The following is a 25,099-nucleotide window of genomic DNA, read 5'->3' as shown; positions in this document are numbered from 1 at the left end:
TCCCGAACGCTTCAACCGCCGGCCGGTGCCACCGAAGATTCCCCAGCAGGCGTGGATCAACGACCCCACCCGACGACACGAACCACAGCAACACACTTCATAGCCGCACATTCGTTTCATTTGACTTGACAGCTACCGTAGCGAAAAGGGCCGCCCGGCCTCCGGCCGGACAGCCCCACAACAAGATTTTCAGCAGCCTTCTAGGTGGTGCCCGGCGGCGGGAGACGAACATCGAATGTGTAGCCATCATCGCAGAAGACCAGGCCAAGGCCGTCCGGCGTCAACTTGCGGAAGAGGACGGCCAACCAGATTGCGTCGTCTTCCCAGATATTCATGTACAGGCACGTGCCTTCCACATGCAGACATGCCTCTCCGGGACCATTCGTCGTCTCGAACTCCCATATGAGACTGCGACCTTCGCTGCCGTGCTCTGAGCGGATCGAGGCGCCGGCCCACTGGCCGAGGATCGTTTCCGTCAGCGCATCCTGATCGACGCGTCATCCACCTGCATCAGCCTCAACCACGAGCAGGAACGTCATAGCCCAGGGTCTACCAGTCGCCGCTGACAAGCACCGATCGGCTACCTCCCCAGGTTGGGAAGCGCTCACGGTCCTTTGAGGGCCTATCCACCAGTCGGAAGCGCCGACCAGGCGTGCCCCTTTCGCGCTCTGACCATCACCGGACGAAGAGAGCAGGCGCTCGGCTGGGGTCCAGCCGAGCGCCTGTTGGTCCTCTCGTCTATTGGTCAGTCGAGCTGGCTGGCTGCCGGGTTGTCGCCGGTAGCGCTGGCGTCGGCGGGGGGCAGTGCGGTGTTGTAGATGTGGATGTCGCTGATCTTGCCGTTGGTGTACTCGCCGTAGGTGCCTTCGTAGAGGCGGCGGCCGATCTGGAGGGGGCCGGTGGCGGGCCAGGAGGTTGCGCCGAATGTCTTGGTGCCGGCCTGGCGGCCGTTGACGTAGAGAGTGAGCTGGTTGGTGTTGGCGTCGTAGACGCCGACCAGGTGAGTCCAGGCGCCGACTGTCGGGGTGCCGCCGTAGGTGGCTGTGAAGGAGGGGCTGGTGGTGTCGTCGTTGTGGCGGCCGAAGGCCCAGGCGTGTTTGCCGGAGGAGTAGTAGAGCTGGAAACCGTTGGCGTTGCCTGCGCTGTCGGATTGGGAGACGAAGGTTGAGTTGGCGCTGAGGGAGGTGAGGTTTGCCCAGGCTGAGACGGTGAAGCTCTTGGATGTGTCGACGGCTGGGCCGCTGGTGGCGGCGTATCCGGTGGTGCCGGTGAGGTTGAGGACGTTGCCCCGCTTGGTGTCGTTGGTCCAGCTGTAGGCGCCTGTCAGTGAGGCGGTGAGTCCGGGGCTGCAGTCGGGACTCGTGGCGTTGGCGCAGTCGGCCGCTGTTGTGCCGCTGCCGTCGTCGAGGTTCCACCAGTGGGTGGCCGTGTTTGTGACCGTGCCCAGGGATACCGGGTTGCTGAAGATGTACTGGGGCGGGTAGACGAGTACGCCGCTCTGGACATATGGGTATTCGGTGAGTTCGCCGTGGGTGTCCACGGTGTACAGGTCGGGGACGCCGTCAGGTCCCCCGGTCGGGCTGTTCAGGTCGCCGGGCGAGGCGATGACGGGGTAGGTGCTGGGTGACAGGGTCAGCGGCAGCGTGGCGTGGGTTGAGGCGTGCAGGAGCGGAGGGAGCCCGTTCGAGTCGAGCGCGAGGGAGTAGGTGTAGAGCGCTCCGGTCGCGTTGTCTCGTGCCCACAATGTCGGGGTGCCCTTGAATGTGCCTGGCGTGATCAGGGTGAGGCCGGACCAGTCACCGTCTCCGAGCAGGATGGGGTTCTTCAGGTGGCCGATGCTGTCCGCCTGGTAGAGCCAGAGCCGTTTGTTTTCGACGGTGATGACGGCTGGGTAGTTGTCGGGGTTGGCGTACACATTGCCCGGTGCCACCAGTTGGCTGATGTCCCAGGTCTGGTCGTTGTACCCGGCAGTGCGGCAGCGTGTGTCGTCGGCGACGATGTCGGATGATGCGCAGGCGTCCTTGTGGACGACGTCGAAGCGGTTGCCCAGATAGCCGGTGTAGGCAGAGTACTTGTCGACCCCGGGGTCGAGGTCGTTCTTGACGATGTAGAGCTGCTTGGTCTGCTTGTTGTAGGCGAACAGATCGTCGACGTCTGCGCCGTGCAGATTGCCGCGGTGAGCGATGAGGTAGTTGTTCCAGCGGCTTCCGTCGGGGGAGTGGGACGGGGTCGAGACGAGCACCGGGCCGTTGATCGCGGGGGGCGTGCCGGTGACTGGTCCGGTTTGTGCCGGGGCGGGGCTCTGGGCGGGGTCGGTGTTGCCGGGGATCAGTTCGAGATCGCCGGTCTTGGTGGTGGCGAGCAGGTCGGGGATGCCGTCGCCGCTGATGTCACCTGGTGTGATTTTCGTGTCGGGGTTCCAGGGGACGGTGAAGGTGTAGCTGGCGGGGGCTTGGGAGATGTTCCCGGCCGTGTCGACTGCGGCGACGTAGAGGGTGTGCACTCCCCAGTCGGTGATGGGGACGGTCACCGTGCCGGTCGCAGTGCCGGAGTTGTCGGTGCTGGTGACGGACGACTTGGTGCCGGTGGTGGCGGTGGGCTGGCTGTCCAGCTGCCACAGGAAGTGGTCGATGCCGCTGGACAGGCAGGGGTTCGGGGTGCAGCTGGTGTCGGACGAGGCGCTGTCGGCTGCGGTCACGGTGAAGCTGGTGGTTTTGCCGGCTCCGGCGTAGTCCCCGGCAGGACCAGTGCCAACAGGCGGGAAAGAGGGGTTCGTGGCGACATCGGGAGTGTTTGGCGGGGTGAAGTCGGTCTTGAACCAGCAATGCTGGCTCACGTCCGAGGTCAGGTGCTGGCTGGAGTTGTCTTGGGCGTAGACGTCCCAGCCGTATTCGTGCCCGTCCTTGAGCGTGAACCCGATGGGCATGTCGGCGTCGGAGAGCTTGGCCTGGTATGAGCTGGCAGGACTTGATTTGTCCAGAGCGTTGCCGTTGGAGTCGAGGACACTGCGGTCCCAGACGTGGTAATGCGCCTGGACATTCACGCCGTCCATGGGGGTGTTGACGGTGGAGTGGAGCTGGATGTTGCTCCCGGCGTCGGAGTATGTGGTGGTGCCGATCCAGCCGTCGCCGTTCATGACGCAGGAGCCGCTGGCTCCGCTGGCGGCGGGCGTGGTGTGGAGGTTGGTCGGGACGTACGGCGGGATGTCGAACTTGACAGTCAGCTGGAGGACGCTCGACATCCGCAGGTAGTCGTCGTTGCTGGAGGAGATGCTCTCGTCGCCGTAGAGGGCGACAGTCCAGTAGTCGCCGCTGGAATTGTGGTACTGCGCCATCCGCTGGGCCTGGTCGGTGACCTTGAAGGTCGCGGTGTGATTGCTGCAGTTGCTGTTGGCGTTGGCCGCGCTGGGGATCGTGGTCTTGACGGGTGCGTAGTTGTCGTCCCAGGTCCCGGGTTTGTTGTTCCAGTCGGTGCCGGAGTCGATCGACCCGGTGGTGTGCAGGGTGATCGGCTGGTCCTGGGAGCAGTCCCAGCTGGCCGCGTACGTGGAGCTCACCGTGATCTCGGCGTCGTAGACCTGCATAGAGGGATCGAGGCTGCTGGTGGGGATCGCGTAGTAGGAGCGCTCCAGACCGGTGCCGCAGACACCGCCCCAGCGCTGATAGCCGATGCCCTCGCCGTTAGTCTGCGGCTTGTCGTACTGCGGACTGTCGGAGCAGGTGGAGCTCGAGTAGACCTCGTCGTAGTGGCCGGAAGCCTTGGTGACGGGGTTGTCGAACGGGTCGATGTACACCGGGTAGGTGGTGCCCGGGTCGTTGAGCACGGACGTGTCCGGCGTCAGCGTGAGGCCGCTGGATGTGGTGCTCATCGGCACCGTGTCCACTTTGGCTCCCTGGCCGGGTCCGTCGGGAGAGGACGTCGCGGGGGCGTCACCGGCCGTGGTGGTGTCAGCCGTGGGCGCGAACTCCGTCAGTGCGTCCGGGACAGTGGTGGAGTCCCACATCAGCGGTCGAGGGCTGGTGTAGGCGACCGTGCCGTCGGAGGTGGTGGCGTCCATCCCGCCCGCATCGGTGGCGGAGAGGGTGAGGCCCTGGGTGGAGGCTGCTTCGGTGAGCTTCTTGATGTCCGGGTTGGCGGCGGCAGTGGCGTCGTGGACGACCAGTACGTCGCTGAAGCCGCCCTGGTCGGTGACGGAGACTGACAGGTCCACGCCGGGGAGCACCGACTTGTACAGCGCGGTGTCGTCGCTCACGGTGGGGGCGGGGAGGGTGAAGGGCATGGTCAGGGCCATGCTGTGGCCGTCTTCGTTGGTCAGGGTGACCAGGGGGCCGCTGCCTCCGCCGGACAGGGCGACCGCGTTCGGGGTGGCTTTGGGTGAGAGGGTGCCGTCCGGGTTGGCGGTGAGCGTGGCGTCCACGGGCGTCCACACGCCGTCCTTGAGTACCCGCACCGGCATGACGTTGGTGGTGGAGGTGAATGTGCCGTCGGGATTCGCGGTCACGGTGGAAGTCTCCGTCGTCAGGGTGTCGACGGGGACGTCCTGGCCGCTTGCCACCGCTTGCGCTTGAGCGGCCAGCATGGGATCGCTCGGATCTGATGTGTCTGCGCTGGCCGGAATGGTGGGTATGCCGACCAGGAGGGCGGCGACAGCGGGGAGCATCGCCAGATGGCGCGTCAACTCCCGGCTCTGGTGGCGCTTTCGGGTGTATCTGGACAGCACGGAACAGTTCCCCTCCGGGTGTTGAACGCTCTGCGCTCGTGATCTGCGTCACACCTCTGGGTGTTATGGGTGCGACGTGCGGTGCTCGCGGTGTCCTGTTTGCCTCACGGTGGTGATGTTCGCGCCCTCACGGCGCGGGCACATTTTGCACACGCTTGACATACGCCCTGGTCACAGCGTCGGCACAGGCTATTGAGTTGCGGACCTGCCATCAATAGCCTCCCGGCGATCACGCAACTCGCGTGATCACAGACGCGACGGCCCGTCATAGGTCGCCAGGCGTGGGGGGTTTCACGGGTGAGCGGCAAGCGGCGTTGGTTCGCAAGCGTCGAGTACCGGATCTGGGGTCGGACACTGACCCTTGCCACAGCGGCAGTTGCCTTCCTGGCACTCCTGGTGCCGGCAGCGGTTGCCCAGGGTGTCGTCTTCGGGCCGTATCACTTCAACGGCACCGTGTGGAGGCCGAAAGACCTTCCGAAAACACCGGCGGTCGGCAGCCACGCCCTTCACCGGCCAACCACCGTCCACCCCAAGGGCTACAAGGCCCTGACCCGATACCACGTAGCCAAGCCGACGTGGCCGCAGGCAGGCACCAAGACGGTTGACCTGACCCATGCCGTTCCTGCACCAGCGGCCACGGCGGCTGGGACCCCTAGCCCCGCCCACAGCACGCCGAGTGCCGCGCCGGCAAAGACGGCACCTGCCACCAAGCCCGTGAAGGCGGGCAGTCTGCCGGTCTGGGTTGCCCCGGCGCCCGCCTCCGGACACAAGGCGAAGGCGGCCACCGCGGCTGCACCAACATCGGTCCAGGTCAAGGTCGCGTCCCACGCGCAGGCCCTGCGCGCCGGTGCGAACGGCATGCTGCTCGGCTTCACCCGCGCCGACGCGAAGACCGGCAAGGGCCGGGTACGCGTGGTCATCGACTACTCCTCGCTCGCGAAGGCGTACGGCGGCGGCTTTGGCTCCCGGCTTCGGCTGTATCAGGTGCCCGCTTGTTCCTTGACGAGCCCTCAGCTTTCGCGCTGCCGGACACGCACGCCGATCGCTTTCACCAACCGGGCAGCCGCGGACCAGCTGACCACCACCCTCACCGTCGGGTCCTCCGCCGGTAGCGCACCCCTCGCCTCCCACGGCACGGCCGCGCCGATGACGATGTCCGCCGACACCACCACGGTCGAGGTCACCTCCGGCAGCTCCGGGTCCCAGGGCAACTACGCGGCGACGTCCCTGAAACCGTCCGGGAGTTGGCAGGCCTCGGGCACCGGCGCCTTCACATACTCCTACCCGATCGATGTGCCTTCCGCGGTGGGCAGCAACGCCCCGTCGGTGGGGCTGTCCTACGACTCGCAGTCCGAGGACGGCGAGACCTCGGCCCGCAACTCCCAGGCATCCTGGGTCGGCGACGGCTGGGACTACCAGCCCGGCTTCGTGGAGCGGACGTACCGCTCCTGCGGGACCCTGCTGGACAGCAGCGGCAACAAGATCCTCAAAGGGTCGGGGGACGAGTGCTGGGGCGGGGACAACGCCACCATCTCCTTCGGTTCGCACTCCGGGACGCTGGTACCGGACGGTGTCGACTCCAGCGTCACGGGTGAGATCAAGCAATGGCGGCTGCAGGGTGACGACGGCACCCTGGTCCAGGAGCTGTCCGGTGCCCCCAACGGTCTCCACGACGGCGTCTACTTCCGTGTCCTGACCACCGACGGCACGGCCGCCTACTTCGGTGCCGACCACTCCCCGACCGACCCTGGCACCTCCGGTGGGATGCAGTCCGGTACGCCTTCCGACTCCTCGACCGACGCTGCCTGGGGCGTGCCCGTGCTGCACCCGGAGTCGGGCGACCCGTGCTACGACTCGGCGAAGGGCAAGGCGTCCCAGTGCGACAAGCACGAGGGCTGGCGCTGGAACCTGGACTTCGTCATCTCACCGAATGGGTTCGTGCAGCGCTACGACTACACGACCGAAACCAACTACTACGACCTCGGTGGCGGCCAGGCCGCCTCCGGTGACTCCGGCACCCTGACGTCCTACGTCCGCGGAGGCAAGCTCGACTCCATCTCCTACGGTTACCGGCTCGACGACGAGCAGGCCGGACGCACCCCCGCCGCCCAGGTCACCTTCACCTCCAAGCAGCGCTGCCAGACCACCGACACCTTCACCGACTGCTCCGCAGGCAACCTCAACGACAACACAGCCCCGCACTGGCCCGACGTCCCATGGGACCTGCACTGCGACTCCACGGACAGCACCACGCTGCCGCCGGGGTCGACCACGGTGCCCACGAATGTCTGCATCGCCGCGGCGCCGACGTTCTGGACCACCACCCGCCTGGACAGCATCACCACCAAGGTCCACGTCAAGGACTCCTCCACCGACGCTCTGACGGCCGTGGACAGCTATCAGCTCGGGCAGGTGTACTCCGACGCCGGCGGCACGGTGGACCCGGTGACCGGCACGACCGTCGACCCCAAGGATGCGGGCTCGCTGCAGGCCGTGATGTGGCTGCAGTCGATCCAGCACACCGGCAAGGACACGTACGGCAACGGCAACAGCGACATCAAACTGAACGAGGTCGCCTTCACCGGCACGGAGATCGACAACCGGGTCAACGACGCCTCCCCGTCGGCGCCGCCGCTGTACCGACCGAGGATCTCCTCGGTCCAGACCGAGACTGGCGAGTCCATCGCGGTCGACTACAACCTCAACCCGTGTGCGGGCAAGACGCTGGACATCTCGTCCGCGGACTCCAACACCAACTCCTGCTACCCGGTGTACTGGACCGTCCCGGGAGCCTCGAAGCCGATCGCGGACTGGTTCAACAAGACCACCGTGCACACGGTCACGGCGTCCGACCTGACGATCGCCTCCCAGTACAAACCGGACTCCCAGAACATCCCGGCAGGCTCGGAGGCGCAGGTCTCCACCTACAGCTACTCCGGAGCCGCCTGGCACCGCGACGACTCGGCGCAGACGGACGACCAGTACCGCACCTGGGACCAGTTCCGGGGCTTTCGCACCGTCACGGTGCAGACCGGTCAGGCCCCCGAACCGGTGACCCAAAAGACCACCACGTACCTGCAGGGCATGGACGGCGACTACAAGGCCGACGGCACCCGCCGCTCGGTCAGCGTGGACGCCAAGGTCGGCGGCTCCACGGTGCAAAGTGTCACCGACGTCAACCAGCTCGCGGGCACCGCACTGGAATCCGACACCTACACAGCCGCCGGCGGCACCATCAACGCCGAGACCGTCAACGGCCCATTCACCTTCACCACCACCGCGCACTCGACCCAGACGCCCTGGACGGACTGGACCCAGGACGACAACCCCGGTCAGACCAAGCCCGCGCTGTCCACCCTGCCGGACCTCACCGCCTACCGCGTCAAAACCACCCAGTCGCACGGCTACGCCCTGCTCGCAGACGGGACATGGCGTCACACCCGGACCGACACCACCTACGACAGCCAGGGCCGGGTCTCCACCGTCGACGCGCACGGTGACGTCAGCGTGGCCGCGCAGGAAAAGTGCGCCACCACGAGTTACGCGACGCCACCGGCCGGCAACACAATGGCCCTCACCTACCCGGACCAGATCACTGCCGTCAGCGGGCCGTGCGGCACCGCGCCCAGCGCCACGACGCTGCTCGCGGACAAGAAGATCTACTACGACTACGACGGCAACGGCAGCCTCACCGACCTGGGAACATTCGGGCAGCTCGACCAGACCGGCAGCACCGCGATCGGCCAGGTCACCGCCGTCCGCACCGCCACCGGCTACAGCGGCACCACCGAGAACTGGCAGACCAGATCGGTGATGAAGTACGACGGCGCCGGCCGGATCACCGACGCATGGGATGCCACCGGGCAGAACACCCACACCGCCTTCACCCCGTCCTGGACCTCAGCAGGCGCCAACACCAACCCGACCAGCATCACGTCCACCAACTCCCAGAACTGGCACGTCACTTCCACCCTCGACGCTCTGCGCGGACTGCCCACCGAGAACATCGACGCCAACAACCGCAAGACCGACATCACCTACGACGCCCTCGGCCGCCGCACCGCCGTCTGGCTGCCAGGACGGGACAAGACGGCCGGCCAGAGCGCGGACAGGACCTTCGCCTACTCGATCAACCCCGGCGCGGTCGCCGCCCCCGGCGGCCCTCCCGGTGACCCGTCATCCGTCACCACCAAGACGCTGCGCGACGACGACACCTACAGCACCTCGATCACCATCTACGACGGCATGCTCCAGCCGCGACAGACGCAGGCCACCGCGGACGGCGACAGCAACTCCGGCCGGATCATCTCCGACACCTTCTACGACTCCCACGGCTGGCAGACCGTCTCGTTCGCCCCGCACTCCGAGCCGAACAACTTCCCCTCCACCACCCTGTACGCGGCGAACGAGAACCAGATCCCCTCGGAGACCACCACCGCGTACGACGGCCAGGGCCGCCCGCTCACCAGCACACTCTGGCATCAGGCAGTCCAGCAGTGGCACACCACCACCAGCTACCCCGGCGCCGACGAGACGGACACCACCGCACCCGCCGGCGGCCGCTCCACCGCCACCTACACCAACGCCCTCGGCCAGACCACCAGCACCGTGGTCAAGAACACCGGCAGCACGGTCATCCTCCACGCAGGCGCCGTCATCCCCTCCGGTACGTCGCTGACCTCCGACAGCGTCCGCCTGACCATGCAGGCCGACGGCAACCTGGTGCTGACCGCACTGGCCACCGGCAAGACGATCTGGTCCAGCGGCACCAGCGGAAACCCCGGCGCCTACGCCACGTTCGGCGCCGACGGAAACCTGGTCATCTACACGACCTCCGGTACCTCAAAGTGGACCACCGGCCTGACCGCCACCACCGGCGCCACCCTCCGGGTCCGCAACGACTCCACCGTGGCCGTCGTCGCCAGCGACAGCAGCACCGTGCTGTGGCGGCAGGGCACCGTCAACGCAGTCCCCGCGGCCAACGCCACCACCAAGTACACCTACACCCCCGCCGGCCAGGTCGACAGCATCAAGGACAACGCCGGCAACACCTGGACCTACAGCTACAACCTGCTGGGCCAGAAGACCTCCCAGACCGACCCGAACACCGGCACCACCACGTTCGACAAGTACGACGTGATCGGCAATCTCCTGCAGACGACCGATCCGCGCGGCCAGATCGTGTCCTACACCTACGACTGGGACAACCGCCGCACCGCCGAATACGACAGTTCCTGGTCCGCGACTCCCGACCCCGCCAAGGAACTCGCCTCCTGGCAGTACGACACCCTCGAAAAGGGATACCCGACCTCGTCCACCCGCTACGTGGGCGGCACCTCCGGATCGGCATACACCCAGGCGGTCACCGGCTACAACACCGCCTACCAGCCGACCGGCAACACCCTGACCATCCCGGCCGGCGACGGCTTCGCCGCAGCCGGGCAGTCCACCGCGCCCAGCAGCGGCACCGTCACCTACACCAGCACCGCCAGATACACGCCCACTGTCGGCCTGCTCTCAACGGTCCACTACCAGGCCGACGGCAACCTGCCCGCCGAGGACGTCGACTACGGCTACACCCAGCAGGGCAACCTGGACGGCATCGGCGGCTTCATCACCACAACCAACACCCCCGCCTACCTGGACACCGCAGTCCACGACCCCTTCGGCCGCGTCCTGCAGGCCAACTACGGCCCGACCGGCAAGGAACTGGCGACCTTCGCCCAATACGACGCCACCACAGGCCGGGTCACCCAAACGTCGAGCATGCTGCAGACGTCCACCACTGCCCTGGACGTGGCCAACTACCGCTACAACCAGGCCGGCGAGATCACCGCGATCGACGACCTGCAGGACAACACCACCCACGACACCCAGTGCTTCGCCTACGACTCCTACCAGCGACTGACCGCCGCCTGGACGGACACCGCGGGCATCACCAGTTCCACCAGCGCACCCGTGGGAGCCGTCGGCGGCTGCACCACCACCTCGGTACAGACCACAACCACCACACCGATCACGACCACGACGGTCGGCGGCCCCGCCCCGTACTGGCAGACCTACAGCTACGACCTGCTCGGCGACCGCACCAGCATGGTCGACCACGACACCACCGGCAACGCGCTCAACGACACCACGCAGAGCACCACATACACCGGAACCGACGGCACCGCCACGGCCACACTGCCCAACCAGGCAGGCACCACCACCAGCAGCAACCCGACCACCGGCACCGCGACCTGGACACCGAGCTACACGGACACCGGCTACACGCCGAACAAGAACGCCGGCAACACGATGAGCCGGAAGGTCAGCACCAACGGCCCCATCGCCTCGACCTTCACCCTCACCGGCGGCGGAAAGCTCTGCGTCGACGACGCCTCGTCCTCCACCACCCCCGGCAACAAGGTCCAGGTCTACACCTGCAACGGCACCAACGCCCAGAAGTGGACCATCGGCACCGACGGCACCGTCAAGGTCCTCGGCATGTGCCTGGACACCACAGGCAACGCCACGACGTCCGGCACCACCGTGGTGATCGACACCTGCAGCAGCGACGCCACCCAGAAGTGGGTGACGACGACCGCAGGCAAGCTGGCCAACAAGGCCAACAACTCCGTGTGCCTGACCGACCCCGGCGCCAGCGCCACCAAGGGCACCCAGCTCACCATCGCCACCTGCCCCAGCTCAGGCCAGACCTGGAGCACCATCACCACCGGTGCGCTGCCCCCCGGCCAGACCCAGACACTCACATACGACCCCGAAGGCCGCACCGCAACCGTCACCAACCCCTCGGGCACACACAACTACACCAGCAAGTACCTCTACGACGCCGACGGCAACCTGCTGGAGCAGACCAGCGCCACGGACGGCACCGACAAGACCCGCATCCTGTACCTGTTCGGCGGCACCGAACAGATCACGCTGAACGTCTCCGCCAAGACCTGGACCGGCCTGCGCTATTACACGGGCCCCGACGGAACAACCGTCACCCGCTCCAGCACCGGCACGGTCAGCTACCAGATAGCCAACCACCAGGGCACAGCGTCGACCGCCGTCGACGCCGGCAGCCTGGCAGTCACCCGCCGCTACTACGACCCCTACGGCAACCCCCGGGGCACCAAGCCCGCCACGTGGGTCTCCGCCGACGAGAACCACGGCTACCTCGGCCAACCCACGGACACCACCACCGGCCTCGACCTGCTGGGCGCCCGCAACTACGACCCCACCCTGGGCCGCTTCCTCACGCCCGACCCGATCTTCCAAGCCGGCGACCCCAACCAGATGGGCGGCTACACCTACGCCGGAGACAACCCCGCAAGCGGTAGCGACCCCAGTGGGCTCTCGCTCAGCAACACTGACGGAAGCAACGGTACGCAGTGCCACTGGAGCTGCGAACCACCAACGGGCAGCGATACCACGACCTCCAGCGGCAGTAACGGCAGTGGTGGAAGCGGCGGCTCGCCCGCAAGCCCCCCGGGAAACCCTTACGCCTGCGGCCGATTCGGACAATGCGGACCGACGGTCAACTACAAGAACGACCCTGCGAGGCTCGTCATGGAGCCCCTCTGGGATTTCGCCCTCTGCTCAGCCGGAACTTTCGAGTTTTTTGGAAGGGGTTTGCAGGGAGGAAATCCACACCAGGACGCATGCGACGTCGCTGGCGGAGTTTATTCGGGCGGCCTGGACAGCGGTGCCAGTGCCGTCGAGGGAAGTCTGTCGGGTGACGCCGAAGGGGCGCTCGAAGGGGCAACCGAGTCAGTCGAGGGCGACGCGGCCGCTGCAGCCACCAGAGCCGGTGCGTCTACCAAGGCAGTGGACGATGCGGCAGCCTCCGATGAGGCCGGCATCCTCGCGGCGAAGAGAGCCAACGCGCAGAAACAAGCCGAGGAAGCAGACACCTCAGCGAGCAAGCCCAGCGATCCAGAATCGGGCAATGCGGGCAGCGAGCCCGCACCCGAAGCAAGACGAAGCCGCTGCAGTTTCTCCCCAGGCACCCCCGTCCTGATGGCGGACGGCAAGACCAAGCCAATCGGCAAGATCAAGACCGGCGACAAGGTCGACGCCGCCAATCCCAAGACGGGCAAGCACCAAGGCGGCCGCACCGTCGAGCACGTGTGGATCAACCACGACAAGGACCTGCTCGACGTCACCGTCCGCGACAAGGATGGCCACACCGCAACGCTCCACACCACCGCCAATCACCCCTTCTGGAACGACACCACCCACAGTTGGGTCGCCGCCGGCGACCTGCGCCAAGGCGACGCCCTGAACACGGCGACCAACGGTCACGCGTACGTCGTCACCACCCACGTCACACCCGGTGCGGCCAACCGCTGGAACCTCACCGTTCGGCAACTGCATACGTACTATGTTGTGGCGGGCGGCGTCCCGGTCTTGGTCCACAATGTCAATGCAGCCTGCGAGACGTCCCCTGGGCGCCAGGTTGCATATGGCAGTACGGACCTTAGTCAAGGGGCCTTGGTGGCTCGTGCATTGGATGGAAACCGCTCGAACCTTTATGCCGTAGCTCGTTGGACAGACAGTCAGGGAGGCATTCAAACCCTTGCCGTTCACGCTTCCAGTGAGGGTCATGCTGAACAGCTCATGATCCCGCGCCTTGCCGAACGTGGCGCGGCGCCATCGGACGTGACGGATTTGTATGTCGAGTATCAACCCTGCAGCGGTACTGTTAACTGCGAAGGGAAGATCCTCCCACAATTCACGAACCCAGAATTTGAGTTGACATATAGCTTCCCCTGGAACTCTGACCCTGCGGTTCAGAATGCTGCACGCCGCGGTCTCGCGGCTGCCGTCAGAGACCTGTGGCCTCCTCGAACATAAGGAAACGACCGGTGCACAACGAACACCAGTGGATCAACGGATCCTGCACATACTCGGAGGAGTCCCTGGTGGGACTCCCCGAGGAGTTGGTCGAAGCCTGCCGCGGTGGACTGATTCCGATTCGGTTCTTTCACTACTTCCGGGCGGATCCTGCGATTGAACGGGTGCCGAATTCTGAGGGACGTGGGCTCGTGAGGATCGGGTTCAGTCTCTCCGGTGACTATATTGTGGTTGGATCGAAGGACGGTAAGGTGCTTCAGGTCGATTCTGTCGACTTGCACACCGTTTCTGTTGTCAACTCCAGCCTGAACGCCTTCGTTGCCTTCATGTCTCTCTGCGAGGAGCGGTATCCGTACTACTCGGATGCTGGCGAAGGTGACTTTGAGGTCTCCATTGCTGCATCGGAGCAACTGGGGGAGGAATTGACCCCGCTCGATCCTGGGGCGCTCGTTCCGGGGACCTATTGGTCCGACTTCCTTAGCGATGTGGCAAATGGGGACTATGCCGAAGTAGTCGACGAAGAGTAGTACTGAAAGCTGAAGAGTCCCTGCTCAAGGCAGAAGGCAAGAGTCCCGCCGGAGGCGCTCCGACGGGACTCTCTTGCTCTTGACAGCAGTAGTTGACGGCAACGTCACCGGAGATAATGCGCGTTATATCGCGGCCGCAAATCAGGGGAACGCGCATTCCGAACGGATCCTCGATGCCCACATCGATCAGCAGGGAATCTCTCCTGAAGATGTCACGGTCATTTATTTAGAGCGTCAGCCGTGCTCTTCACTCCCAAATCTTTGCGGCGCGAGAATTGGGCCGTATACCTCGGTGCGCGACGATATTCAATGGAGCCTAAACCCGGATGGTCCTGGCTATACCGGATACAATAAGGCGCACATCCGAGAGGCGATGGACGGTTATTCGCCCGACCCGGGCGTGCCAGACTATGAATGGGTTACAAAGTAAGTGGCCCATTGGGGTGGCGCTGTGATCGTCGCGCCACCCCAGCGCTAGACTGGCTTGAAACTTTGTGGGGCCTTCTGGAGGCGTCGTGGAGTATCAAGAGGCAAGCTCCGAGGTGCAGCGCATCTTGAGCGCTGACCTGGGATCCCTGACGCATAGGGAGGGTGTCTCGGTGCACCCACCCGCTGCTTTGTCTGCATGGAGGATCTCGGCGCGCGATAAGGAGGCCCTATCTGTCCATGGGTTGCCATCGGTTCCTTCGGACGGCATGCTCATGCGCTTTGGTGCGTCTTTCCAGCCCTCGAGTGAGCCAGAGTATATGAGTTATGACTGGAGTGGCTATGTCATTGGTCAGTGCGGAGATGTGAGAATCGTAGTCAATGAGGCCTCCGGCTCCGTAATTGCGGTGCCAGAAGTGCGCAACTTGGTTCCCGCTCTCGCACATTTGCACCCGGATGGAATCCAGGATGAGATGATCAATTCAGGGGCTGCCGCATTCGTTGATTTCTGCTGGCGCTGGTATTGGCTTGCCCCTATTTTAGTCGATCAGCGGGATCGAGCCGACCGGGCCGAAGTGGCAGCTTGGGAAGCTGCAAGGAAATCGAGCAATAAGGCTGAGCGGATTGATTTCCATGTGCCATATCGTGAGTTGTGTTCCAAGGTTCGCGACAAATTCTATGGCAAGGATCAACTGTCGCTTAGTAATCCGGAATCAATGTGGTCGATGATGATCGATGGCTTTGAGTAGCTGATTCACAAGATAGATTGAGAGTTTTCCGAAGAATATCTGATAGCCCTGCCGTACCCGCTGCTTTTCCACCGCGGCTGCGATGGCCAGCTCGCGGCCGGCATCAGTGACACCGACTTGCCGGGCTGCGTACCCCTCGCCCTCGGAGGTCATCCAGAGCATCGCGCACGGCTCCCACGGCCTGGCCCACTTCACCGATGACGGCCTGCTCCGTCTCGAACTCCCCGCCGTGTCATCGGCACGGAGTCCACTGCAGCTCTGGTGATGCTGGCCTGGCTACGCGACAGGGTTGCAACCAGGAGGGGGCCAAACGACTCGTCCGGCATGCCGCCGAGGCTGAGGTCTACGCCAGGAGGTGCTGGACCAGCTGCGGGACATGATTGGCGAGCAGGAGGGAGCCGAATCGCTCGTCCTGCGGGCCATCGACGCCGGAGCCCTGGCGCAAATGAACTTTCGAAGTGAGGGGCCGCTGTGGCAACTGATGTGCGACGTCCGGATCCTGTTGAGATTCTGGCGCGAGTCGGAGACGTGAGACCTGGTTCATCTCGGCGAGCGTTCGAAGTGTGGGTTCACCTTGCTCGTAAGGCTGGATGGGATGTGGTTGAGGATCCCGATTCAGCCTTGGGTGGCGATGACACCGCTTGCGGGGAAGTGCAGATTGAAGGGATCGCATACACTATTCGCTATGGGCTCCGGGTTCGAGGTCGGGGACTTGATGACAGGACCGTCCCGCCGTCCTGGCGCCCAGTTCTGAATTATGCGGCATGGGCTGAGCCGCGGCTCGATAGTTATCGCCTTGAATGATGCTGATCAGGCACCGCACCGCGCCTCGTCTATTTGGGGGGATGCCGGTCCCCGAGCGCAGTTGCCATAGGGTCCATCGACCCGAGCTCGGGGCCTCAGCCGAGGGCGCGGAGCCGCTCGAGGAGCTCGTCGACTCCGGCAACGTGCCCGTACGGCGCGAACTCTGGCTCGAGGTCGTGGATCATCGTCACGCACCGCGGGGCGTTGATGCGGGTTGCCAGGTCGAACGCGCGCGTCGCGGTCTCTGCCGCGATATCCGCGTCGCCGGCACGAAGATGCGTCTCGGCCTGGTACGCCAGGAACACCGACCGCGTTTTCGACCGGGTGGCAGGTAGCAGGCCCATGCCCTCATCCATGAGCTGGTGCGCCCGCCGCAGTTGCCCGAGGTCGGCGAGGCACCGGCCGGTGTCCGCAGCGAGATCGGCGTGCGACATCCAGGAGCACCACGCCGGCGGCGGATCGTACGACGGAGCGTCCAGCCATTTCTCCGCTCGGCTGAGGGCCTGCCGGCAGCGGCCGCGTTCGTCGAGGACAGCCAGAGCCCGGGCCCGGCGCAGATAAAGAAGAGACCGCGCGACTGGGTGCTGGGTGCGGGGGATGGCGTGCTCGAGCACGGCGGCCGCTGTGTCCGCGTCATTGAGCCAGAGCAGTTGATAGGCGAGATCGGACAGCACGCCGGCGCCCAGGTCGCGCTGACCGGCGGTGTGGGCGTTGTGCAGGGCGGCATGCCAGAAACGGCTGGCGGAGGCGTGACGCCGCTCATCGAACTGTTGCCAGGCGATGGCCTGGGCCAGTGATGCGGCCAAGGTGTGCAGCCGGTGTTCGTCGGCGCGGGTGTAGCGGCCCTCGCTGATGAGTTCGGTGACGGTGTTCAGGTGCGCGTCCAGGAGCCGGTGGGTGCGCTTGCGGCGTTCGGTGGCCAGCTGGATCAGCTCGGCGCCGGTGGTCTCGAGCCAGGTGACCATCTCCGCGTCGACGTCACCGGCGCCCCACCGCGGGAAGGGCCCGGACTCCGTCATGGCCCACTGGTGGGCGAGAGCAGCCAGCGAGCCGCTGGTGTAGGCGATGAACGACCGTCGGTCCAAGGAGGACATCAGGGCCTTTCGGAGCGAGGGGACGGTGCTGTGCCGGCCGAAGGGCAGTGGCTCGTCTCGGCCCGGAAGCCAGTTGGGCCAGCCGAGATGGGCGATGGCCGCGTAGTCGATCCCGAAGACCTCGGCGATGAGCGGCTGGGACTCGGCCTCGTCAGGCGTGGCCCGGCCGGTCTCCCACTTGGAGACCCGTGACCCTCGGGTGCCGGAGCGCAGGCCTCGACGCTTGGCGGCCCGCCGGATACGACGGGCCAACTCCTCCTGCGACCATCCGCGCTCGAGTCGTGCGTACGCGAGAGGGTGGCGGATCTCGTCGTCCACCCCTCCATTTCACCACCCAGGCCGGCGAGCGGAAGAGCGGTTTGCGCAGATCGGGGATAGGGCGGGGATAGGGCTCAGGCCTGGGCATCGAGGTCTGTGAGCGGTGTACTCGTGATGTCTCGCTCGGCGCCTGTGAGGCCGGACGGACCACGGTGGCGAAAGTCGTTCCGGCACCGTCTCGTCCTGCCCTGCCGCATGCACATCCGCCGGCACATGAGGACCGGACAGGCCCTTCGCTCCCCGCGGGACGTCCACTGCCGTCGACGAACAGGGAGGGGCTGCCATGTCGTACGACCACTGAGCCCGAGGACCAGGGCGGCCCCGCCGGCAGCGGGCCCGCCTTCCCGCTCCGGAAGGACCCCGCGATGCCGGCTGTGACCGACCGCTACGACCCCTTGGACGCCACGATCCTGCGTGACCCGTACCCGGTACTGGCCGAACTGCGCTCCAGCAACCCGGTGTTTTGGCACGCGGGCATGGGGTCCTGGGCGCTGACCCGGTATGCGGACTGCGTGGCTGTGCTGCGCGACCACGCCACCTTCGCCCGCGATCCGCGGCGCACCGGCGGCACGGTGGCCGAGCCGAGCCTGAGCGTGCAGAGTCTCGATCCACCGCAGCAGGGCCGGATCCGCTCGCTGTTCATGACGGCGCTGCACGCCCAGGACCTCACCGCGGTCGAGTCGCGCGCCCGCCGCTTGGTACTCGGCCGCCTCGAGGACCTCGCCGACGGCGACGTCTTCGATGTGGTGTCCGAGATCGCGGTACCGCTGTCTGTGGCGGTGGTGGCGGACCTCCTCGGTGTCGAGCCCCCGCCGTACGCCGAGTTCGCCGCCGTCTCGGACGCGATCATGCGTAGTATGGACGGCGGTCTGGACCCCTCCGTCGTGGACCCGGGGCGGATCGCTCGCCAACAACTGAGCGACCTGGTCGAATCCTGGTTCGCGGCCGCGCCCCGACCTGGCCTGCTGGCCCGGGTCCGTGCGAACGCCAACGGCGTCGACGCGCTCGCCCGCCTGTATGTGAAGAACACGGCTCGGGTGATGTTCCAGGGCGGATACAGCACGATGGCGGCTGCCGCCGGCAACGCGGTCCACACACTGCTCACTCACCCCGAAGCCCTGCACCAGATGCGCGACCAGGAGCTGCTGGCCACGGGCGTTGACGAGCTGGTGCGCTTCGACGGCCCGGTCCAGGGCACAACCCGTATCGCTGTAAGGGGGTGCCGCATCGGCGACGTCGACATCCGTCCCGGGCAGAAAGTGGTCCCGTTGTTCGCCGCGGCCAACCACGACCCGGACGCCTTCACTCGCCCAAGCCAGCTGGTTTTGGACCGAACACCGAACCGGCACCTCGGCTACGGGTGGGGCCCGCACTCCTGTATCGGAACCACCGTCGCCCAGGCGGGCCTGCGGGCCCTGGTCACCGCCCTGAACGAGTACCCGGCGCACCTGGTCGCCGCCGGCGAAGGCGTACGGCGCCGCGCGGCGACGATGCGCGCTTTCGACACGCTGCCCGCCGCCCTTCACCGCTGACCCTCATCCCCTCCCACCCCACCTGTGGTGCCCCGCACGGCGGCTGTGCCGCGGTGTGCCCTCCCACACCCTTTTGAGGAGCTTTCGTCGTGAGAATCCTCGTCGGTAATCACATCGACCCGTCGATCCGCGAACGCGGTGACATGCGTGCCTGGACGCAGCGCCTGTTCTGGTTCGCCCGCCCGGCTGACCTGCTCATCCTGTGCTGTGAGCCGGACACCCCGTTCGTCGACCACGCTCTGGCTCACACGGGCGTGAAGGGCGGCGAGCTGACCATCCTGGTCGCGCCGGCCGGGGCGTGGGGCGACCGCCTCCTGGATCCGGCCTCGCTGACCGAGCCCGCCTTCGTCGAGCAGGTGCGCTCCGCGCTCGGCCCGGGCGGCCCGGATGCGGTGAGCGAGGTGTTCGCGTTATGGCCGGCGGCCGCCGTGGCGCACCTCGCCGAAGCGCTCGGCGTGGCCGACCGATACCCGGGGGCCGCCTTCTTCGGCCAAGGCGGCGGGGAGATCGGCAACTCCAAAGCGAACTTCCGCGCGCTGGCCGCGGCCGCCGACGTACCGATCCTGCCGGGCCGCGTCTGCCGCAGCCGCGCCGAGGCCATCGCCGCGACCACCGCGCTACTCGAGACGTCCCCCACGGCTGCCGTCGTGGTCAAACAGAGCCACAACGGCGCAGGAGTCGGCAACGAGCTGCTCGTATGCGACCCGGACATGGAGGTAGACCACGTCGGAGCCCGGCACCTGCACCACCTGGCCCCGGACCCGGACGGGGTCGCCGCGTACTGGGCGAAGCGCTGGTCCTGGGCCAGCGGGGATGGCCGGTGGCCGGTCGTCGTCGAGGAGTTCGCGCCCGGCGCGGACGCGGTGTACTCCGAGCACTACGCCAGCGACGAGGGCACCCACCCGACCGAGATGGGCCGACTCCTCTACGTCGGGCGACGCCTCAGCCACCAGGTCGTCCCCCTCGACGCCGCGGACGAACCGGTAAAGGCGGCACTGCTGGACGGAGGCACCCGCCTGGCCGAGGCCTACCGGGCGATCGGCTACCGCGGGCACCTGAGCGCGGACGCCCTGATCCTGCCCGGCGGGACGGTGGTGTTCACCGAGGTCAACGCCCAGGTCTCCGGCAGCCTGCACATCTATCAGCAGATCGCCCACGGCATCGTCAACGTCACCGCCACCCCGCGCCGACAGGTCGTCGAGTACCACGTCCCGCCCACCTGGGCCGTGCCGGACTTCGCCGCCTTCCAGACCGCACTGAACGAGCTGGGCCTGGCGTACGACCCCGCCACCCGCACCGGGGTGATCGTCTCCATGCCCGCGCTGCCCCTGGCACCCGGCGCCCCCGCGCAGTTCGTGTTCTGCATCGCCTATGACCCCGCCGACGGCTACACCCCCGTCTTCGACCAGCTCGACGCACAGTTCGCCGCCCTGCCCGCCGGCACCTACGACGCCAGCCAGCACGTCGGCACCGCCGCCGTGTCGTTCTCCTCCTGACCAGGAGCCCTCAACCGATGAGCACCGCCTGCACCGCGGCCGCCGAGGCGGCCCAACTCGCCCCCGTCTTCGACGCGGACCGGCTCCCCGCCGAGCTCGACGCCGTCACCTCCCACACCTGGAACCCGCAACGCATCCATACCTACGGCGGGCAGGTCGGCCAGCCGGCCGCGATCGACTGGCGCGTCCTGCCGCTGCGCAGCCTCGGCGGCGACGCGGAACGCACCGACCCCGGCGGCCCCGGTCCGCAGCCCTTCGCCCCGACCCGCTGGCTCGAGCACCTGCCCTACCTCGCCGAGATCCTGGCCCAGCTGCCCGCACCCCTGAACGCAGTGCGGCTGATGGCGCTGGGACCCGGCGCCGTCGCCAGCCCGCACTGCGACCCCAAGTACCGCCTCGACCGCGGCCTGGTCCGTCTGCACATCCCGATCGTCACCGACCCGCAGGCCGTACTCGTCCTCGACGGCGTCGAACACCGCTGGCAGCCCGGCACGCTGTGGTTCGGGGACTTCTCCCGCGAGCACCTGGTGCGCAACACCAGCCAGACCGTGACCCGCGTCCACGCCGTTATCGACGCGCTCCTCACCGCCGAACTCGCCGCCTGGTTCCCGCCCACCTGGCAGGACCTGCTCACCCACGGCGAGGTCCTCCTCAACCGCACCGCCCCGGACACCCCACCAGCCTGGCCCGTCGGCCTGCCGTACGAGGCACTGCTGCCCTCCGGATTCGCCGACTTCGACGCGGCCGCCCCACTCGACGGCTCCCTGATCCCCGCCCGCATCGACCACCCCCCGGCCGGCGTCCCCACGCTGACCATTGCCGGCCGGGCCTTCGCGCTCGCCCCAGTCGACAACGACGGCAAGCAGTGGCGGTTCTCCGGCTGGAGCGAGCAACGCACCCTCCAGCCCGACGGCAACGGAGGCCTCCTGCTGCGCGTGCGCCGCGGGCGCGCACTCGCCGACCGGCACATCACTGCCGCACCCCGCACCTCCTGAACCGCCCACCCCAGGAAGGAACCTCGCCATGCAGCTGCACAGCCACGACGACTTCACCCCCCTGCGGGAGGTCATCGTCGGATCCGCCGCCAACTACCTCGGCCACGACCGCGACCTCTCCTTCGAACTGTTCCACCACGAGAACCTCACCGGCTTCCGCTCGGACTGGGCCTACCCCCGCCTCGCCAAGGCCGGCACCGGCCCGCGCCGGGAGAACTGGGCCATCAAGCAGCGCTACGCCGAGGAACTCCACGAAGACGTCGAAAACCTGGCCGCCACGCTCACCGGGCTCGGGATCACCGTCCACCGGCCCCTGCCGCTGCCGCCCAACGCCACCGCGATCGCAGGCCTGGGCTGGGAAGCGGCCCCCACCCCGGCCCTGAATGTACGGGACAACACGCTGATCCTCGGCGGCGAGATCATCGAGACGCCGCCGGCGATCCGCTCCCGCTACCTGGAGACCCAGCTGCTGCACCACCTGTTCCAGGCCTACGCGGACAACGGCGCCCAGTGGACGGTGATGCCGCGCCCCACCCTCACCGACATGAGCTTCGACCTGTCCTACGCACGGGACGCCACCACCACGCTGGGCGGGCCGACCGAGGCCATCGTCGACCCGCAGCCCAGCCCGTACGACGTCGGCTACGAGATGATGCTGGACGGTGCGCAGGTCCTGAGGCTGGGCCGTGACCTGGTCATCAACGTCGCCCAGAACAATCACGCGCGCGGCGTGGCCTGGCTGGAGCGGCACCTCGCCGACCGCTACCGCATCCACACCGTCCACCGCATGGCGGACAACCACATCGACTCCATGGTGCTCGCCCTGCGCCCCGGCGTACTCCTCGCCCGCCACGACAGCATCCGCGACCTGATGCCCGAACCACTGCGCTCCTGGCGCTACATCGTGCCGCCCGAGCCCGACCCCGGCGCGTTCCCCGTCTACGACGACTACGAGGACCTGGTCCTCACCAGCCCCTACATCGACCTCAACGTCCTGTCGGTCGACGAGAACACGGTGCTGGTCAACGAGGAATGCATCGGCCTGATCAAGACCCTGGAAGCCGAGCACTTCACGGTGGTCCCGGTACGGCACCGGCACCGGAGGCTGTTCGGGGGCGGATTCCACTGCTTCACGCTGGACACCCGCCGCGATGGAGCCTGCGAGGACTACCTATTGTGACCGGCGCCGCCGTGCTGCTGCTGGACGCGGCCGGCCCCGAGGCCGGCGCCATCGCCTGCACCTCGGCCGCCCGCGGCCACCAGATCCACGCCGCAGCGACCCCCACCGAATACGCCACCTACAGCGACGAGTTGAAAGAGCTGCTGGCCGGGCGGGTGCTTACCGACATCACCCGGCCCGAGCAGGCCGTGGAGGAGATCGTCGCCTACGGCCGCCGGCACGGCATCGGCGCGGTGCTGACCGTCAACGAGTACCTGACCGAGCTCGCCGCACTGGTGTGCGCCGAACTCGGCCTGCCCGGCAACAATCCCGCCCGCGCGCACGCGGCCCGGGACAAGGCCGCCATGGCCCAAGCCCTCGCCGCGGCCGGAGTGCGCACGCCGTACACCCGCCTCGCCCGAGACGCCGGCGAGTTGCAGGCCGCGCTCGACGAGGTCGGCTTCCCATGCGTGATCAAACCGGTGGCCGGGGCGGGATCGTCCGGCGTCACGGTGGCGGCCAGCCCGGCCGACGCCGCGGCCGCCGCTGAAGCAGCCCGCACCGCCAGCCAGCCGTACGGCGGCGAAGGCGACCCGCGCGTCCTGGTGCAGGCCTACGCCACCGGGACGGAGTACAGCGTCGAGTCGGTCACCCAGGACGGCACCACTACGCACCTTGCCGTCACCCGGAAACTGGTGACCGGCGGCGCCCGCCGCGTCGAGACCGGACACAGCCTCCCCGCCTGCTTGCCGGCACGGGTCGAAGCGAATGTTCACCGAGAAGTCCACGCGGCCGTGCGCGCCGTCGGCATCCGCCACGGCGCCTCACACACAGAAGTCATCGTCGACGCCAGCGGACAGTGCACGGTCATCGAGATCGCCGCCCGGCTAGGCGCCGGGCAGATCGGAGTCCTCATCCAGCACGCCCTCGGCATCGACATCTGGGCAGCCCTCCTCGACGTCGCCCTCGGCCGTCCGGCCGCGCTCACCCCTACGGCCCGCCGGTACGCCACCGTGCGGTTCCTAACCAGCCCACGCAACGGACGGCTGGAGTCACTGTCCGGCCTGCCCGCACTGGGGCCCAACGTGCCCTTCGTCCGGTGGCGGGCGCCGCTCGGCAGCCGGGTCACGCAGCCCGAGGCCAACGCCCACCGGCTGGGCAGCTTCGTAGTCACTGGCGAGAGCGCGGCCGCGGTGGAAGAACGGGCCGCCGCGCTCCTGCAGCAGGTCCATATCTACGTCCAGCCGCACACCTCCAGCCTGGTCAGGCCAGCGCGCTGACGATTTTCCCCAGCGACACGTAACTCTCGCGCACACCCTCCGCGTTGCCCAGGCGGTGCCGCTCCAGCCGGATCGCGCCCAGATGGCGCGCCTCGTACACGAGCGCGCGCCAGGCGCCGGCCGAGGAAGCGTCACGCGGGCCGTAGGTGTCCCAGAACGCGGTCCGCTCGTCCTGCTTGGCGCCGGCCATGCGAATGGTCCAGTCGGCAGCCGGGTCACCGAACAGGGTGCGGTCGAGATCGAGCACGCCCGTGATCACCGGTTCGGGTGCGTCCGGCGAAAGCATCGTGTTGACGGTCCACAAGTCCCCGGTGAGAAGACGGGGCTCGCGGATCTCGTCGAGGACATCGCGATGCTCGGTGGCGAGGTCAGCGACCTTGCGTACGTCTGCGGCGTCCAGGCTCGAGGTGCTCAGGTCATCCGCGATGGCGTGCAGGGAGGCGACCACGGCGGCACTCCAGGTGGGAAACCCTGGACCGGCGACCGGGCCGAAGTGCGCGCCGCGGACGGAGTGCACCCGGCTGGTGATCTCGCCGAGCTGGGCGAAGAACCCGCGCCAGAGCGGGCGGTCGTAGGCACCGAGGCGTTCGGGGGCCGGCACGCCGGTGAGGTGGCTTTGCAGCACCCAGTCCCGGCCGATGATCTCTTGCGACCAGTCGGCAAACAGCATCCGCGGGACCAGGGCCGCGATCGTTGAGAGGTAGGGCACGGTGGCGTACTCGTTCCGCATCAGCTCCCGCTCGGACGCGAACTGCCGATCTTCCGCTGGCGCGACCCGCAGGATGACTGGCTCCTGCAGGCCCTCAGCAGTAATCCGGTACGTCGTGTTGTACATGCCACCGCCCAGCTCCACCGCCGACGTGACCCGGACGCCGGCGCCGAAGGCACGCGCACAGATCTCCTGGACATCTGCGGCAGAGACAGGCTGCTGGAAGGCAGACGACTCGCGAGAGATCGAACGGAACTCCACGAAAGCTCCTCGTGTCCTGGCCATGGTCCAACGAAGTAGTCGCAGTCCAGTGTGTCGGCGGTACGCCTCCAATGATGCGGAATTAGGTTAGGAGTTGTAAGCAAATAACTGCTGGCGTCGGCTCAACTTCACTGTGTGGCATGGTAGATGGGCTGTCATGGCGATACCGGAGGAGACCCTCGAGG

Annotated in this window: 13 protein-coding genes; 10 read left to right on the top strand and 3 right to left on the bottom strand. The window is 67.1% G+C overall.

All coding sequences use genetic code 11. The features are described from left to right. Positions 1-745 precede the first annotated feature (745 nt). Positions 746-4,501, bottom strand: a complete 3,756-nt coding sequence (locus ACIBJF_RS44115) for a LamG domain-containing protein (protein ID WP_399182888.1) — start codon at positions 4,499-4,501, stop codon at positions 746-748. Positions 4,502-5,434: 933 nt separating this feature from the next. Between ACIBJF_RS44115 and ACIBJF_RS44110 the strand changes: the two genes are divergently transcribed. The 5 genes from ACIBJF_RS44110 to ACIBJF_RS44090 all read left to right on the top strand — a co-directional run bounded on the left by ACIBJF_RS44110 (position 5,435) and on the right by ACIBJF_RS44090 (position 15,798). Beyond that, positions 5,435-13,564 carry a ricin-type beta-trefoil lectin domain protein gene (locus tag ACIBJF_RS44110; protein ID WP_399182887.1) on the top strand — a complete coding sequence of 2,710 codons (8,130 nt, stop codon included), beginning with the start codon at positions 5,435-5,437 and terminating at the stop codon, positions 13,562-13,564. Between the two features lie 11 nt (positions 13,565-13,575). Further along, positions 13,576-14,091, top strand: a complete 516-nt coding sequence (locus tag ACIBJF_RS44105) for an SUKH-4 family immunity protein (RefSeq protein ID WP_399182885.1) — start codon at positions 13,576-13,578, stop codon at positions 14,089-14,091. Positions 14,092-14,170: 79 nt separating this feature from the next. Continuing rightward, entirely contained in the window at positions 14,171-14,521 is a 351-nt protein-coding gene (locus tag ACIBJF_RS44100; protein WP_399182883.1) for a nucleic acid/nucleotide deaminase domain-containing protein, read from the top strand. Positions 14,522-14,606: 85 nt separating this feature from the next. Continuing rightward, on the top strand, positions 14,607-15,266 hold the full coding sequence (locus ACIBJF_RS44095; protein ID WP_399182881.1) for an SUKH-4 family immunity protein: 660 nt from the start codon (positions 14,607-14,609) through the stop codon (positions 15,264-15,266). Positions 15,267-15,621: 355 nt separating this feature from the next. Then, a complete protein-coding gene (locus ACIBJF_RS44090; protein ID WP_399182879.1) occupies positions 15,622-15,798 on the top strand; it encodes a hypothetical protein in 177 nt (58 codons plus the stop codon). Between the two features lie 367 nt (positions 15,799-16,165). Here the strand turns inward: ACIBJF_RS44090 and ACIBJF_RS44085 are convergent, their stop codons facing one another. Then, positions 16,166-17,482 (bottom strand): helix-turn-helix transcriptional regulator, encoded by a 1,317-nt coding sequence (locus ACIBJF_RS44085; RefSeq protein ID WP_399182877.1) that lies wholly within the window; start codon positions 17,480-17,482, stop codon positions 16,166-16,168. Positions 17,483-17,847: 365 nt separating this feature from the next. On the opposite strand from ACIBJF_RS44085, the gene ACIBJF_RS44080 reads away from it, so the two are divergent. From ACIBJF_RS44080 to ACIBJF_RS44060, 5 genes are all read left to right on the top strand, one after another. Further along, positions 17,848-19,014 (top strand): cytochrome P450, encoded by a 1,167-nt coding sequence (locus ACIBJF_RS44080; protein ID WP_399182875.1) that lies wholly within the window; start codon positions 17,848-17,850, stop codon positions 19,012-19,014. A gap of 89 nt (positions 19,015-19,103) precedes the next feature. Continuing rightward, positions 19,104-20,510 carry a peptide ligase PGM1-related protein gene (locus ACIBJF_RS44075; protein ID WP_399182873.1) on the top strand — a complete coding sequence of 469 codons (1,407 nt, stop codon included), beginning with the start codon at positions 19,104-19,106 and terminating at the stop codon, positions 20,508-20,510. A 17-nt stretch (positions 20,511-20,527) separates the two neighbouring features. Continuing rightward, positions 20,528-21,505 carry an aspartyl/asparaginyl beta-hydroxylase domain-containing protein gene (locus tag ACIBJF_RS44070; RefSeq protein ID WP_399182871.1) on the top strand — a complete coding sequence of 326 codons (978 nt, stop codon included), beginning with the start codon at positions 20,528-20,530 and terminating at the stop codon, positions 21,503-21,505. Positions 21,506-21,533: 28 nt separating this feature from the next. Continuing rightward, the gene (locus tag ACIBJF_RS44065) at positions 21,534-22,685 is read left to right on the top strand and encodes a glycine amidinotransferase (RefSeq protein ID WP_399182869.1); all 1,152 of its coding nucleotides are present in this window, start codon (positions 21,534-21,536) and stop codon (positions 22,683-22,685) included. Continuing rightward, positions 22,682-23,944 (top strand): ATP-grasp domain-containing protein, encoded by a 1,263-nt coding sequence (locus ACIBJF_RS44060; RefSeq protein ID WP_399182866.1) that lies wholly within the window; start codon positions 22,682-22,684, stop codon positions 23,942-23,944. The genes ACIBJF_RS44065 and ACIBJF_RS44060 overlap by 4 nt, the downstream gene beginning before the upstream one ends. On the opposite strand, the gene ACIBJF_RS44055 is transcribed toward ACIBJF_RS44060, so the two are convergent. Further along, complete coding sequence (locus ACIBJF_RS44055; RefSeq protein WP_399182864.1) at positions 23,928-24,914, bottom strand: phosphotransferase family protein; 987 nt, start codon at positions 24,912-24,914, stop codon at positions 23,928-23,930. The two genes, ACIBJF_RS44060 and ACIBJF_RS44055, sit on opposite strands and share 17 nt — an antisense overlap. Between the last annotated feature and the right edge of the window lie 185 nt (positions 24,915-25,099).

It is taken from the genome of Streptomyces sp. NPDC050743, assembly GCF_044456925.1.
GTDB lineage: Bacteria > Actinomycetota > Actinomycetes > Streptomycetales > Streptomycetaceae > Streptomyces.
The sequence above is the reverse complement of the archived record's forward strand: the minus strand, read 5'-3'. Positions and strand labels throughout refer to the sequence as shown.

What these genes read in the sequence shown, in the direction of transcription:
- ACIBJF_RS44080 (WP_399182875.1), top strand. Translation starts at nt 17,848, where the DNA reads ATGCCGGCTGTGACCGACCGCTACGACCCCTTGGACGCCACGATCCTG.
- ACIBJF_RS44070 (WP_399182871.1), top strand. Translation starts at nt 20,528, where the DNA reads ATGAGCACCGCCTGCACCGCGGCCGCCGAGGCGGCCCAACTCGCCCCC.
- ACIBJF_RS44065 (WP_399182869.1), top strand. Translation starts at nt 21,534, where the DNA reads ATGCAGCTGCACAGCCACGACGACTTCACCCCCCTGCGGGAGGTCATC.